General features: G+C 65.2%; 12 protein-coding genes and 1 pseudogene. 8 read left to right on the top strand and 5 right to left on the bottom strand.

The genetic code is table 11. The annotated features are described in order from the left end of the window. A partial coding sequence (locus tag IGW04_RS24485) for a beta strand repeat-containing protein (protein ID WP_194715721.1) occupies positions 1-3,126 on the top strand: 3,126 nt, incomplete at its 5' end. A gap of 27 nt (positions 3,127-3,153) precedes the next feature. Here the strand turns inward: IGW04_RS24485 and IGW04_RS24480 are convergent. Further along, complete coding sequence (locus IGW04_RS24480; RefSeq protein WP_194715720.1) at positions 3,154-4,758, bottom strand: histidine kinase famiy protein; 1,605 nt, start codon at positions 4,756-4,758, stop codon at positions 3,154-3,156. 254 nt (positions 4,759-5,012) lie between these two features. On the opposite strand from IGW04_RS24480, the gene IGW04_RS24475 reads away from it, so the two are divergent. Both IGW04_RS24475 and IGW04_RS24470 read left to right on the top strand, forming a co-directional pair. After that, on the top strand, positions 5,013-6,038 hold the full coding sequence (locus tag IGW04_RS24475) for an XdhC family protein (protein ID WP_194715719.1): 1,026 nt from the start codon (positions 5,013-5,015) through the stop codon (positions 6,036-6,038). A 123-nt stretch (positions 6,039-6,161) separates the two neighbouring features. Continuing rightward, positions 6,162-7,031, top strand: coding sequence for a pirin family protein (locus IGW04_RS24470; RefSeq protein ID WP_194715718.1), 870 nt, complete (start codon positions 6,162-6,164; stop codon positions 7,029-7,031). Positions 7,032-7,116: 85 nt separating this feature from the next. Here IGW04_RS24470 and IGW04_RS24465 read toward each other — a convergent pair whose 3' ends face one another. Continuing rightward, positions 7,117-8,520, bottom strand: coding sequence for a metallophosphoesterase family protein (locus IGW04_RS24465; protein ID WP_194715717.1), 1,404 nt, complete (start codon positions 8,518-8,520; stop codon positions 7,117-7,119). 400 nt (positions 8,521-8,920) lie between these two features. On the opposite strand from IGW04_RS24465, the gene IGW04_RS24460 reads away from it, so the two are divergent. The 3 genes from IGW04_RS24460 to IGW04_RS24450 are packed head-to-tail and all read left to right on the top strand — an operon-like array spanning position 8,921 to position 11,591. Continuing rightward, complete coding sequence (locus IGW04_RS24460) at positions 8,921-9,919, top strand: ABC transporter substrate-binding protein (RefSeq protein WP_228527371.1); 999 nt, start codon at positions 8,921-8,923, stop codon at positions 9,917-9,919. Continuing rightward, positions 9,903-10,736, top strand: a complete 834-nt coding sequence (locus tag IGW04_RS24455; protein WP_194715715.1) for an ABC transporter ATP-binding protein — start codon at positions 9,903-9,905, stop codon at positions 10,734-10,736. The genes IGW04_RS24460 and IGW04_RS24455 overlap by 17 nt, the downstream gene beginning before the upstream one ends. Positions 10,737-10,739: 3 nt before the next feature. Then, the gene (locus IGW04_RS24450; RefSeq protein WP_194715714.1) at positions 10,740-11,591 is read left to right on the top strand and encodes an ABC transporter permease; all 852 of its coding nucleotides are present in this window, start codon (positions 10,740-10,742) and stop codon (positions 11,589-11,591) included. 96 nt (positions 11,592-11,687) lie between these two features. Here the strand turns inward: IGW04_RS24450 and IGW04_RS24445 are convergent, their stop codons facing one another. Together IGW04_RS24445 and IGW04_RS24440 are read right to left on the bottom strand one after the other, a co-directional pair. Next, the gene (locus IGW04_RS24445) at positions 11,688-11,843 is read right to left on the bottom strand and encodes a hypothetical protein (RefSeq protein WP_194715713.1); all 156 of its coding nucleotides are present in this window, start codon (positions 11,841-11,843) and stop codon (positions 11,688-11,690) included. A gap of 27 nt (positions 11,844-11,870) precedes the next feature. Next, complete coding sequence (locus IGW04_RS24440; protein ID WP_194715712.1) at positions 11,871-12,224, bottom strand: hypothetical protein; 354 nt, start codon at positions 12,222-12,224, stop codon at positions 11,871-11,873. A gap of 22 nt (positions 12,225-12,246) precedes the next feature. Between IGW04_RS24440 and IGW04_RS24435 the strand changes: the two genes are divergently transcribed. Both IGW04_RS24435 and IGW04_RS24430 read left to right on the top strand, forming a co-directional pair. Then, positions 12,247-12,750, top strand: coding sequence for a nucleoside deaminase (locus IGW04_RS24435; RefSeq protein ID WP_194715711.1), 504 nt, complete (start codon positions 12,247-12,249; stop codon positions 12,748-12,750). Positions 12,751-12,753: 3 nt separating this feature from the next. Further along, a complete protein-coding gene (locus IGW04_RS24430; RefSeq protein WP_194715710.1) occupies positions 12,754-13,761 on the top strand; it encodes an aromatic ring-hydroxylating oxygenase subunit alpha in 1,008 nt (335 codons plus the stop codon). A 75-nt stretch (positions 13,762-13,836) separates the two neighbouring features. On the opposite strand, the pseudogene IGW04_RS25960 reads toward IGW04_RS24430, so the two are convergent. Continuing rightward, positions 13,837-13,956: pseudogene (locus IGW04_RS25960) on the bottom strand (IS5/IS1182 family transposase); the annotation flags it as partial.

The raw sequence follows: 13,956 nt of genomic DNA, 5'->3' as shown, positions 1-13,956 counted from the left end.
GCCACCGGCGCATTGAGTTTCATCACTGCCCCCAATTTCGAAGCCCCGGCTGATGTGGGCGCCAACAATGTCTACAACCTGACCGTGCAGGCCAGCGACGGCACGTTGAACACCACGCAGGCGATTGCGATAACGGTCACCAATGTAAATGAAGCGCCGGCGTTCACCTCGCCGCAGGCCTTCAGCATGGCCGAGAACAGCACCGCGGTTGGCACGGTGGCGGCAACCGATGCGGAAGGCCAGGCGCTGACCTATAGCCTTGTCGCGGGCGGCGATGCGGCGCTGTTCAACGTCAATGCCACCACAGGCGCGCTGAGTTTCATCACGGCGCCCAATTTCGAGGCGCCGGCTGATGTGGGCGCCAACAACGTCTACAACGTGACTGTCCAGGCCAGTGACGGCACGCTCAACACCACGCAGGCAGTCGCGGTGACCGTGACCGACGTCAACGAGAACCCGACCGGCGCAGCACCCGTGTTTTCCTCGGCGACGGCCGCCTACAACGTGGCTGAGAACGGCACCGCGGTGGCCACCATCACCGCCACCGATGCCGACAGCCCGACACTGACCTACAGCATCGCAGGCGGCGACGACGCGGCCCGCTTTGCCATCAATGCCACCACCGGCGCCTTGCGCTTCGTGACCGCGCCGGACTTCGAGGCGCCCACCGATGCCGGCGCCAACAATGTCTACAACGTCACTGTGCAGGCCAGCGACGGCACGCAGTCGGCCAGCCAGGCGGTTGCAGTGACGGTGACCAACGTGGTCAATGAAATCCTGACCGGCGACGCCAATGCCAACACGCTGGTGGGCGCCGGCGGCAACGACACCATCAGCGGCGCGGGTGGCGCCGACACCCTGACCGGCGGCGGCGGCAGCGACGTGTTCGTGTACCAGACCACGACCGAGTCCGTGCCCAACACCAACTGGCAGACGCCGCCGGACGCGACGGTCACCCGCACCTGGGACGCGATCACCGATTTCACCCAGGGCACGGACCGCATCGACCTGTCGGCGCTGCTGGGCGCCACGGACCTGGCTTGGGGCGGGCAGACGGGCAACAGCAACACGGTGTGGTATGCCAAGTCGGGCACCAGCACCTTCATCTACGTGGATGCGGGCGGCGACGGCCAGCCGCCGCCGGAGCTGATGATCGAGCTGCGCAACACGCAGGCGCTGGTGCCGGTAGCAACCGACTTCATCGGCGTGGTGGGCGGCAGCCCGGCGGGCAACAATACCGCGCCGACCTTCACCTCGCCGAATGCCTTCAGCATGCCCGAGAACAGCACCGCAGTCGGCACGGTGGCGGCGACCGATGCGGAGAGCCAGGCATTGACCTACAGCCTGGTCACAGGCGGCGATGCGGCGCTGTTCAACGTCAATGCCACTACCGGCGCATTGAGTTTCATCACCGCGCCCAATTTCGAAGCCCCGGCCGATGCCGGCGCCAACAATGTCTACAACCTGACCGTTCAGGCCAGCGACGGCACGTTGAACACCACGCAGGCAATTGCCATTACCGTCACCGACGTGGTCGAGACGCCGTCCAATACGGCCCCCGTGTTTTCCGCGCCGACAGCGGCCTACAACGTGGCGGAGAACACCACTGCCGTGGCCACCGTCACCGCCACCGATGCCGACAGCCCGACGCTGACCTACAGCATCGCCGGCGGCGACGATGCGGCCCGCTTTGCCATCAATGCCACTACCGGCGCGTTGAGCTTCGTGACTGCGCCCGACTTCGAGGCGCCGGCCGATGTCGGCGCCGACAATATCTACAACGTCACGGTACAGGCCAGCGACGGCGCACTCGCTGCCAGCCAGGGCCTCACGGTGACAGTGACCAATGTGCTGGTGGAACCCATCGCCGGCACCGCGGGCAACGATACCCTGAACGGCACCGCCGGCGCCGACACCTTCGATATCAGCGCCGGCGGCAACGACACGGTGACGGCGGGCGCCGGCAGCGACACCATCCTTGCCGGCGCCGCCTTTAACGCCAATGACCGCATCGATGGCGGCTCATCCGTCGACGACACGGTGGAAACCGACACGCTGGCGCTGAACGGCGACTATGCGGCAGGCGTGACGCTTGCCGCAACCACGCTGGTCAACGTCGAAGAGATCACGCTCAGCGCAGGCAACAGCTACAGCCTGACCTTCAACGATGCCAACGCGGTGGCAACCACCGTCACCGTCGATGGCTCGGCCCTGGGTGCTGCCAATACCATGACCATCAATGCCAGTGCCGAGACCGAGTCGTCCTATACCATCAACGGCGGCGCCGGTAACGACGTGCTCACCGGCGGCGCCTGGTCGGACTATTTCGATATCAGCTTCGGCGGCAACGACATCGTTACCGGCAACGCCGGCCGCGACTCGGTATTCGCCGGCGCGGCGATGACCGCGGCCGACCAGTTCAATGGCGGCGCCGGCGTCGACACGCTGTACCTGAGCGGCGACTACAGCGCCGGCCTGGCTTTCGGCGCCACCACGCTGGTCGGTGTCGAGGTGATCGTGGCGCAGGCTGGCAACAACTACAACCTGACCCTGAACAACGCCATGCTGAGCGGCACCCAGCAGGCCAGCGTGGAAGGCTTCGGCCTGGGGAGCGCCAACAGCCTGACCGTCAATGCCTCGGCCGAGACCGACACCGGCACCGTCTATACCCTGAGCGGCGGCGCAGGCAATGACAACCTGACCGGCGGCGCCGGCAACGACACGCTCAATGGCGGCGCGGGCAATGACATCCTGGTGGGGGGCGCCGGCAATGACATCCTGACCGGCGGCGCCGGCAACGATACGCTCACCGGCGGACTGGGCAACGATGTCTACGACTACAACACGCTGAGCGACCGCGGCACCACCGGCGACATCGTCACCGCCTTCAGCAAGACCGGCACCAACGGCGTCGACACCCTGAACCTGCATGACCTGCTGCTCACGTTCACCGGCTACAACGGCGCCAATGCCTTCAGCGGCGGCTACCTGCAGTTCGATACCTCGTCGGGCGCCAATACCGTGGTGCGGGTCGACAGCACCGGCGGCGCCAACAGCTTCGTCACGCTGGCCACGCTGAACGGCACGCTGCTGCTGCAGTCGGATACCGCCAACTACGTGTTGTGAGCGCAGGCTTTCAGGTGCCTGTGGCTTTCAGCTCACGCCGGAAGGCCCGGCCAGCACCGCCTTGACCCGCCGCGCCAGTTCCTCGCGGCGATAGGGCTTGTTGATGATGTCGAATTCGGCATGCCCGGTCTCGTTGCGTTCCAGCGCCGGGTCGGCATAGCCGGTGGTCAGCAGGATGCGCAGGTTTGGGTGTTGCCGCTTGGCCTCGCGCGCCAGCATCACGCCGTTCATGCCGCCTGGCATGATCAGGTCGGAAAACAGCAGCGCGATGCCGGCCGTGCCGTCGAGCGCCTTGAGCGCATCGGCCGGGCTGGTCACCACGATGCTGTGGTAGCCAAGGCTTTCCAGCATGGCCTGCGCCAGTTCGGCCACCTCCAGCCTGTCGTCCACCACCAGGATGGTTTCACCGTCTCCGGCGTCCGGCATGAAGGCCGGCGTGGAGAGGGGGGCGGGCACGGCGTTCTCGGTAGCGGGAAAGTACAGCCTCACCGTGGTGCCAACGCCGACTTCGGAATACAGGTAGACCGCGCCACCGGACTGCTTGGCAAAACCGTACACCATCGACAGGCCCAGCCCCGTGCCTTTCCCTTCCTCCTTGGTGGTGAAGAAGGGGTCCATCACGCGGTTGAGCAGTTCCGGCGCAATGCCGGTGCCCGTATCGGTGACGGCGATGGAGACATGGCGGCCAGCGCGCAGGCCGGAATAGACATGCAGATCCTCCTCGCCAATGACTTCATTGCGGGTGCGCAGCGTCAGCAGGCCGCCTTCCTGCATGGCGTCGCGCGCATTGAGCAGGATATTGAGCAGGGCCACTTCCATCTGGGTCGGATCGACCTGGCAGTTCCAGAGATCGGGGGCAGGCTCGGTGCGCAATGTGATCTCGCTGCCCAGCGTGCGACGCGCCAGGTCGGCCAGGTTTTCCGTCAGCGAGTTGAGATTGAGGGTGCGGCCGTACAGCCGCTGCTTGCGCGCGAACGCCAGCAGCCGTTGCGTCAGCACCGATGCCTTGGTGACGGCGCTGCGCACGCTGTCGACATGGCGGCGCAACTGGCCGCGGTCCGGATTGGGCGTGGTCAGGCTCAGGTCCATCATCTCGAGATAGCCGGCCATTACCTGCAGCAGGTTGTTGAAGTCATGGGCGATGCCGCCCGTCAACTGTCCCAGCGCTTCCATTTTCTGCGCCTGTCCCAGCGCTTCCTCGGCATCGCGGCGCCGGCTGACATCGAGCTGCGAACCAAAGAAATAGACCAGTTCGCCATTGGCATCGAACACCGGCGAGACAAACAGCGCATTCCAGAAGGTCGAGCCATTCTTGCGGTAGTTCAGGATTTCCAGCGCGATGTCGCGCCGTTCCTGGATCGCCAGGCGCATCTCGGCCACGGTGGCCGGATCGGTTTCCGGACCCTGCAGGAAGCGGCAGTTGTTGCCCACCACTTCTTCCATGGCGTAACCCGTCATCTGCAGAAAGGCCGGATTGGCGAACACGATCGGATTGTCGGGCTTGCGCGGGTCGGTCACGACCATCGGCATGCGGGTCTTCTCGACCGCGGCAAAGAAGATATCGCGTTCACCCAGGGGGTCGTTGGCTGGTGCGGTTGTCTGGCGGTGGCGCTGGGTTTCTGGTGCAGGCATGGTATCGGATGCGTCGCCGGTGGGCCGCAAGCCCATGGCCGCGCGGCTTGCTGATGCGTTAACAGTTATAAATGATGTAATTTAGGCAGCTTTGCCGCAGCTGTCTGTAAGCGCAGCGGCCGGATGGATGTAGGATTTTGACCTTTTGGGCAACGCGACATTGCGTCGCCATGGTCCGATGCGCCTCCGTCCGGATCAACATCAGGCGCTTCCGGATGTGGCATAGTCTGCGCGTTTCCCGGACTCTTTTCGCCATGGACAGCATAGACCTCGACGTACTCAAGACCTGCGAGCAGTGGATCGCGCAGGGCCGACCCTGCCAGCTGGTGACGGTGATCCGCACCTGGGGCTCCAGCCCGCGCCCCGAAGGCGCCACCCTCGGATTGTCCGGCGACGGGCAGGTGATCGGTTCCGTCTCGGGCGGCTGCGTGGAAGACGATCTGATCGCCAGGGTACGGGCCGAGGGCATTACCCACACCAGGCCCGAGATCGTGACCTATGGCATCACCGCCGACGAAGCCCATCGCTTCGGATTGCCCTGCGGCGGCACCATCGAACTGGCGATCGAGCCGCTGTCGGCGAAGAGCCGCATCGGCGAATTGCTGGCGCAGCTCGGCCGGCACCAGCTGGTGGCGCGCCGGCTCGACCTCGCCACCGGAGACGTGACGCTGGGCCCGGCCAGCCCCGGCATGAGCATGCAGGTGTCGTCGGCGGCGCTGACGACGGTGCATGGGCCGCGCTGGCGCCTGCTCATCATTGGCGCCGGGCAGCTGTCGGCCTTTCTGGCGCAGATCGCCATCGGCATGGAATACCAGGTGACGGTGTGCGACCCGCGCGAGGAATACCGCAGCAGCTGGAACGTGCCGGGCGTGGACGTGGTGCATGCGATGCCGGACGACCTGGTGCTGGAGATGCGGCTCGACGCGCGCAGCGCGGTGGTGGCCCTGACGCATGATCCCAAGCTCGATGACCTAGCCTTGATGGAAGCGCTGAAGTCGCCGGCTTTCTATGTCGGCGCCATCGGTTCGCGGGTCAATAACGCCAGGCGCCGCGAGCGGCTGAAGCTGTTCGACGTCAGCGATGAAGAGCTGGCGCGGCTGCATGGCCCGATCGGCCTCTACATCGGCAGCAAGACGCCGGCCGAGATCGCCATTTCGATCCTGGCCGAGCTGACGGCGGTAAAGAATGGCGTGCAGCTGCCGGCCGAGATGCAGGTGGAGGCAGCCAAGCATGCCGCGCAGCAGGCGCAGAGCGCGGCGTCCTGCGGCATCACCGGATAGGCTTGTGGCGAAGCGGCGCATTGTGCCGCTTGCTGCATGCTGTTTCCCGCAAGGGCCGTCTTCACGCCATGGCGCTTCGTCCCCATCATTGCAGCCTGTGCCAAATGCATGAAAGGATGCACCATGAGCAGCAAGACACTGCAACGCCAGCATGAGGCGCTGCGCGACGATATCGGCGAGCTGATCACGCGCCGCCCCTTGCCCGGCCCCGGCCCCGGCCTGGACCCGCGCCAGCTCGACCCCTTCCTGTTCCTGAACCACCACGGACCGCAGGTCTATGGCCGCGACAACCGCGGCCTGCCATTCGGCCCGCATCCGCATCGCGGCTTCGAGACCGTCACCTTCATCCTGCAGGGCTCGCTGGCGCATCGCGACAGCGGCGGCCATGAAAGCGTGATCAACGAGGGCGGGGTGCAGTGGATGACGGCCGGCAGCGGCCTGATCCATGAGGAAGTGTCGCCGCGCGCCTTCCTGGAAAGCGGCGGGCCGCTGGAGATCCTGCAGCTATGGGTCAACCTGCCGGCGCGGCTGAAGATGACGCAGCCGCGCTATACCGGCCTGCAGAAGGAAGCGATACCGGCGCTGCCCACCGCGGACGGCCGCGGCACGGTCCACCTGATCGCCGGAAGCTGGGATGGCCGGCAGGGCCCGTTCCAGTCGCTGACGGGGGTTTTCATGAGCACGGTGACGCTGGCCGCCGGCGGCAGCGTCCGCTTCGAGGGACTGGCCGGGCGCAACGTGTTCCTGTATCTGGTGCGCGGAACGATCCGCATCGGCAATGAAAGCGCGCAGCAGCACCGGCTGCTGCAGCTGAGCGACGAGGGAGACATGGTCGACATCGTCGCTGACTCGGATGCGGTATTGCTGTTCGGCCATGCCGAGCCCATTGGCGAGCCGGTGGTGGCGCATGGCCCGTTCGTGATGAACACCCGCGAGGAGATCCAGCAGGCCGCCCGCGACTACATGGACGGCAAGTTCGGGGCCGCGCTTTAGCCGGGCAAGGGGAGGGCCGCATCGCGCGCGGCAGCCACGGGAATGGCAGGCATGGTCGCGCAGGTCCGCTGCCTGCCGTCCGCTATCAGGCTGCGATCCGGCCCGTGCGGTCGCACAGCAGGCGCCTGCCCTGCTGGCTGCAGGTCGCCATCACCTTGCCGCCGGCGGTATAGGCCTTGTAGGTCCATCCGTTGCCGCCGCGTTCCATCAGCATGAAGCCGAAGGTGGTGCTGTGGGTAATGCGTTCCAGCGTCACGCCTGGGGCCGGCGCCAGCGGCGACAGGGGCGATGGCAGCGCCGGGCTGACGTCGTCGCCGCCATTGCCGCTGACAATGGTGGCCGGATGGTCCGAAGCGAAGGTCAGCGCCTGGAAATCATGCACATGGCCATGCAGCGCGAGCTGTATGCCGGCCGGGTAGTAGGCAAGGCCGTTGACCTGCGCCATGGCGTCCTGCAGTGCCAGGTTGCCGCCGACGAACGTGTTGTCTCCCAGCGGCAGATAGCCCAGGACCGGATGATGGCTGGCAAAGAAGCTGCCGCCGCGCACGCCGCCGGCAAGCCGGGCCACGCTCATCAGCTGCAGCTGATAGTTCAGTGATTGCGGATCGTTCACCGGCAGCCTGGCCGATCCCGCCTTTGCCGAGTCGAACACGATGAACTGGTCACCGCCGCCCAGCGGCACGGCATAGGGCGGCGACAGATTGGCCACGGCGTCGTTGCGGGCGTCATTGCAGCTGCGTGCCGGTGTATAGGGTTCGGGCGCCAGGAAACGGAACCAGCCCTGGCCGGCGCGCGCGCATTCCTCGTGGTTGCCGCGCACCACCACCCAGGGCGCTGCCTCCAGCAGCGGCGCGGCCGGCCTGAACAGATCGGCCTGCCACGCATCCCAGCCATAGCCCCAGGGGCTGTCCTTGCAGCCGGCAACGCCTTCCGGGCAAGCGGTCTCGCGGTAATGGTAGTCGCCGACATGCAGCACCAGATCGGGTTTCAGGCTGGCCGCGGTGGCGGCAATGCGTGACAGCGGCCACTGGTCGATGTTATTGCAATCCTGGAAGGCATCGTCGGCCTTCTTCATGCGGCAGCCGGTGTCGCCCAGGATGACGATGCGCTGCGGCTGCGCCTTGGGCAAGGGCAAGGGCAAGGGCTGGCCGCCAATGCTGGCGCTGGCGGCATCTGCCGGCAGGGTCGCCTCGCAGGTGATCACCGGGAAGCCGGAAGGCTTGGAGTCGGCGGGCGCGCTGGCGGTGGGACGCTGCGGCATGGTGCCGCTGCCTGCCCGCAACTGCATGCGCATGCCCTTGCCGCCAACCATGAGGACGGGGCAGGTGTCATGGGTGCTGATCGCACGGGCAATCGCCGCGCCGTTGGCGCCAGCCACCACATAGCTGTATTGCAGGTATTCAGGCTGGCTTGCTTCATCATTGTCATCCGAGAGGCCGTTACAGCCGGCGATGAGCATGGCAAGCGCCAGCCCGATGAATTTTTGCATTGCTTGTCCTTGATTGGGTCCGGCCCGGGCGGAACGGGAGGGGCGGCATATTGCAGCCGCATGGGCAATGTTCTGTTACCTCTCCCGTTTGGCTGGTTCACTTTATTAACGGCATCCTGCAGCCCGAGCGGACCTGCTGCCAGCTTCCGGCAAGACGGCCCTGTGGGCAGCGGGAGCGCAGGGAATGCCGGACTGAACGTGGCAAATCCACACCGCGGCGAGGCTGGCATGCCTGGTCTTCAAAAAGTTTATGTTAATGTTTCACGTCGTCAAAAAGACGCCGCAACGAACCCAAAACAATCCATGGCCGCGATGCCTGGCGCACAGGCGCCGCGAGCCGCACGGGAGACCAGGAGACAGCATGAAAATCCGTTTGAAGAAATTCGCCGCCATTGCCGGCATGACCGCCATCGGCATCCTTGCCACCAGCAGCAGCGCCTGGGCGCAGGCGCTGGAAAAACAGAAGGTATCGATCGCCGTCGGCGGCAAGAACCTGTTCTATTACCTGCCGCTGACCATCGCCGAGCAGCTCGGCTATTTCAAGGACGAGGGCCTGCAGGTCGAGATCAGCGACTTCGCCGGCGGCGCCAAGGCCTTGCAGGCACTGGTGGGCGGCAGCGCCGACGTGGTGTCCGGCGCGTTCGAGCACACCATCAACATGCAGGCCAAGAACCAGGTGATCACGGCCTTCGTGCTGCAGGGCAGGGCGCCGCAGATCGTGTTCGGCGTCTCCAGCAAGACCATGCCGAACTACAAGTCCATTGCCGACCTGAAGGGCAAGAAGATCGGCGTGACCGCACCCGGCTCGTCCACCAACATCGTGGCCAACTTCGTGCTGGCCAAGGGCGGATTGAAGCCCAGCGATGTTTCCTTCATCGGCGTGGGCACCGCGGCCGGCGCGCTGTCGGCGCTGCGTTCCGGCCAGATCGACGCGATTTCCAATCTCGATCCGGTCGTCACCATGCTGCAGCAGAAGAACGAGATCAAGGTGATCGCCGACACCCGCACCCTGAAGGACACCAACGAGCTGTTCGGCGGGCCCATGCCGGCCGCCACCCTCTACACCACCGAAGCCTTCCTGAAAAAGAATCCGAACACATCGCAGGCGCTCACCAATGCGATGGTGCGCGCGCTGCATTGGCTGCAGAAGGCCGGGCCGTCCGACATCGTCAAGGTGGTGCCGGAGAGCTACCAGCTGGGCGACCGCGCGCTGTATCTCGAGACCTTCACCAAGGTGCGCGAGGCGCTGTCGCCGGATGGCCGATTCCCGGAAGCAGGCGCCCAGACCGCACTGAAGACCCTGCAGGCATTCGAGCCTGAACTCTCGGGCAAGAACATCGACCTGTCCAGGACCTTCACCAACGAGCTGGTGGCCAAAGCGAATGCCAAGGTCAAGTAGGCCCGACTTGGCGCCGGCGCTGCTGTTGAATGACATCAGCTGCACTTTCGTTTCGAAGGAAAACCGCGCGCAGCGCTATACCGCGGTGGCTAACACCACGCTGGCCATTGCGCCCGGCGAGTTCGTGTCGGTGGTGGGGCCGACCGGTTGCGGCAAATCCACGCTGCTCAACGTCGGCGCCGGCCTGCTGCAGCCATCCTCGGGCGAGGTGAGCGTATTCGGCGAGCCGCTGGATGGCATCAACCGCCGTGCCGGCTACATGTTCCAGTCCGAAGCGCTGATGCCGTGGCGCAGCGCGCTGGACAACGTGATCGCCGGCCTGCAGTTTCGCGGCATGCCCAATGCCGATGCCCGCGCACTCGGCGAACAGTGGCTGGCCAGGGTGGGGCTGCAGGGCTTCGGCGACCGCTATCCCCACCAGCTGTCGGGCGGCATGCGCAAGCGGGTGGCGCTGGCGCAGACCCTGATCCTGGACCCGGACATCATCCTGATGGACGAGCCGTTCTCGGCGCTGGACATCCAGACCCGCCAGCTGATGGAAAACGAAGTGCTGGACCTGTGGAGCGCGCGGCGCAAGGCGGTGCTGTTCATCACCCATGACCTGGACGAGGCGATTGCGATGTCGGACCGGGTGGTAGTGCTGTCGGCCGGCCCGGCCACGCATCCGATCGGCGAATTCATCATCGACCTGCCGCGTCCGCGCGATGTCGCCGAAGTGCGCGCGCATCCGCGCTTCGTCGAGCTGCACAGCCAGATCTGGGCCGTGCTGCGCGACGAGGTGTTGAAGGGCTATCAGCAACAGAAGAGGCTGGCGTAGAGCATGTGGAATGTCATCAAACCGAATCACAGGAACATGCGCGTCTGGCAGGTTTTGGTCCTGGTGGCGGTGCTGCTGGTCTGGCACGTCGCCACGCGCAATCCGCAGGCCGCGTTCTTCTTCGGTGAACCGCTGAAAGTGCTGGTCAGGATCTGGCAGTGGTTTACGGTGGGCAGCGGCACGCTCGAGGTGGGCACCGGCGACAACACCTGGTTCACGCTCCATTTTCCGGCCGAAATCTATCCGCACCTGCTGGTCACCCTGACCGAAACCCTGCTTGCCTTCGTGATCGGCACCGCGCTGGCGCTGGTGGTGGGCCTGTGGCTGGCGCTGTCGCCGGTGGCGTCCGCCATACTCGACCCCTACATCAAGGCCGCCAACTCGATGCCGCGGGTGATCCTGGCGCCCATCTTCGCGATGTGGTTCGGGCTGGGCATCTGGTCCAAGGTGGCGCTGGCGGTGACGCTGGTGTTCTTCATCGTCTTCTTCAACGTCTATCAGGGCGTCAAGGAAGTCAGCCCGGTGGTGCTGGCCAATGCCAGGATGATGGGCGCCAATGCCCGCCAGCTGCTGCGCTCGGTGTACCTGCCCTCGGCCACCTCGTGGGTGTTTTCCAGCCTGCACACCTCGGTCGGTCTGGCCTTCGTCGGTGCCATCGTCGGCGAGTACCTGGGCTCGGCCCGCGGCGTCGGTTACCTGATCCTGCAGGCCGAAGGCACCTTCGACATCAATACGGTGTTTGCCGGTATTGTGGTTCTCACCCTGTTCGCGCTGGTGCTGGACGGGCTGGTCGGCGCGATCGAGAAGCGGCTGATGAAGTGGCAGCCGAAATCGGGTGAGACCGAGCGGCTGTAGTGCGGCGTCCGACGCAACAAAAAAAGCCGCCATGATTGGCGGCTTTTTTATTTTCTCCTGGCGGCGGGCTGTGGCAGCCCGTATCGCGGCTGACGCTTATGCCAGGTAGGCGGCGTAGCTGCAGGATTCGTCCGATTGCGCTTCACGGAACTCGACCATGAACAGCACGGCAAAGATGGCAGCCAGTTTCGCCGGGATTTTTTTCGCTTGTTCAAACGGGACGTACAGGGTTGGCAGTGTTGCGGTGGTCATTGCGATTGCTCCTGAAGGTGAATTTTTCTATGGAGCGAAGATAAGGCTGGCCGCAGTGGAAAGCCAATTGCGATCCTTGATGTGAGTTATCACTTCAATGAATGCCAGGGGTGCGCCCGTGTCACGTAGTGGTGATGAAGAAGCGCCGGCGGGGAAAGAGCCTGGTTTTTTGTAGTGCGCCAGACACATCAGGCAGCCATTCTTCCGGATAGTAGCCTCGCAGCAGCCTGCCGCATCAGCGATGGCATCGCACGCAAATTGCTGGACAAGCCGACGCGAGCGAATGCGGTCGGCAGCGCCGCCGCCCCCTGCCTGCCAAATACCGGTATAGTGCCGCCCGAAACAGCCGGCAGACCCGTCCCGGGCTTCGACCAGGCTCATGGATCATTGATCAGGAAACCGCATGTCTCCATCCAACTTATCCCTCACGGAAACCGACCGCCGCCTGATGCGCGCGGCCCTTGCCGTTGCCGAGCGCGCCAAGGCCGCCGGCCGCCATCCCTTCGGCGCCGTCGTCGCCGACGAGCATGGCAACATCATTGCCGAAGCCGGCAATAATTCGATGCCGCCGCAGGGCGATCCGACCCAGCATGCCGAGCGCGTGGCCGCGGCGCTGGCGGCGCAGAAGCTGGCGCCGCAAGCGCTGGCCCGCTGCACCCTCTACACCAGCGCCGAACCGTGCGCAATGTGCGCCGGCGCCATCTACTGGTGCAACATTGGCCGCGTGGTATATGCGATGTCCGAGGAAAAGCTGCTGGAACTGACCGGGAGCCATCCGGAGAACCCCACCCTGGCGCTGCCTTGCCGCACCGTGTTCGCCAGCGGCCAGCGGCCGACCGAGGTCGTCGGGCCGCTGCCCGAGATGGAGCAGGAAGCGGCCGCTCCCCATATCGGCTTCTGGGAGTAGGCGATGGAAACCATCGATCCGGTACTGTGGAATGACTGGCATCCGGTTGCCGCCGGCGCCAGCCTGGCCGTTGGCGCCATGCAGCCGGTGCGGCTGCTGGAGCAGGAGCTGGTGATCTGGCGCAGCGGCGACGGCGTGGTGCAGGCCTGGGACGACCGCTGCCCGCATCGCGGCGCGCGGCTCTCGCTGGGCTGGGTGAAGAACGACCGGCTGGTCTGCGCCTACCACGGCTGGCAGTTCGATCATGCCGGCGCCTGCCGCCTGCAGCCGGCTCATCCGCAGGACACGCCACCGCGCACCGCCTGCGCCACGCGCTTTCAGGCGAAGGAGGCCTACGGCATGGTCTGGGTCTGCCTGGGCGAACCGGCACGCGCGCTGCCGCCGTTTCCGGAACACGGCAACGACCAGTTGCGGCAAGTGCTGTGCGGGCCTTACCCGGTGCATGCCTGCGGCCCGCGCATCATCGAGAATTTCCTCGACATGGCGCATTTTCCCTTCATTCACACCGGCATCCTGGGCGACCCGCAGTTCACCGAAGTGCCGGACTACCGGGTCGATGCGTATGACGACGGCCTGGGCGCGCAGGGCATGGAAGGCGTGATCGCCACCGGCTGCCGTGCTTACCAGCCACAGGCCAACCTGCTGGCCGCCGACGGCGCGATGGTGGAATACACCTACCGCGTGGTGCGTCCGCTCACGGCCATCCTGACCAAGCTGCCGCAGACGCCGGACGGCCTGACCGAAGCCATCAGCCTGCATGTGCAGACGCTGGACGAGGAACATGCCCATGCCTGGATCGTGCTGGCCATGCACAACGACAGTTCCAGCGACGACGACCTGCGCGCCTTCCAGGACCGCATCTTCCTGCAGGACCTGCAGATACTGGAATCACAGCGGCCGAAGAAGGTGCCGCTGGAGCCGGGCGTGGAAGTGCCGCAGCGGGCCGACCGCCTGTCGGCGGCTTACCGCCGCATGTTGAAGCGCATCGGGCTGCGTTATGGGGTGTTGTGAGGACTTGGCTGCCTCAAGACATATCATTTTGTCGCCCCTCTACCTCGGTCTCGCCCAGGAGCGTACTTAGAGCATCTAACAAAATGAGTTTTTCAAAATGCGCCAGCAAATAAGGGCGCAGCCCAAGTGAAGGAATGCTTCATGAATCGAGGGCAGTCGTTCGTAGCGTACGCGCAGTCGCCGGAATTGATGCAA

The organism is Noviherbaspirillum soli (assembly GCF_015352955.1).
Lineage (GTDB): Bacteria > Pseudomonadota > Gammaproteobacteria > Burkholderiales > Burkholderiaceae_D > Noviherbaspirillum_A > Noviherbaspirillum_A soli.
Note: the sequence above shows the minus strand (reverse complement) of the source record. Positions and strands in the feature narration are given on the sequence as shown.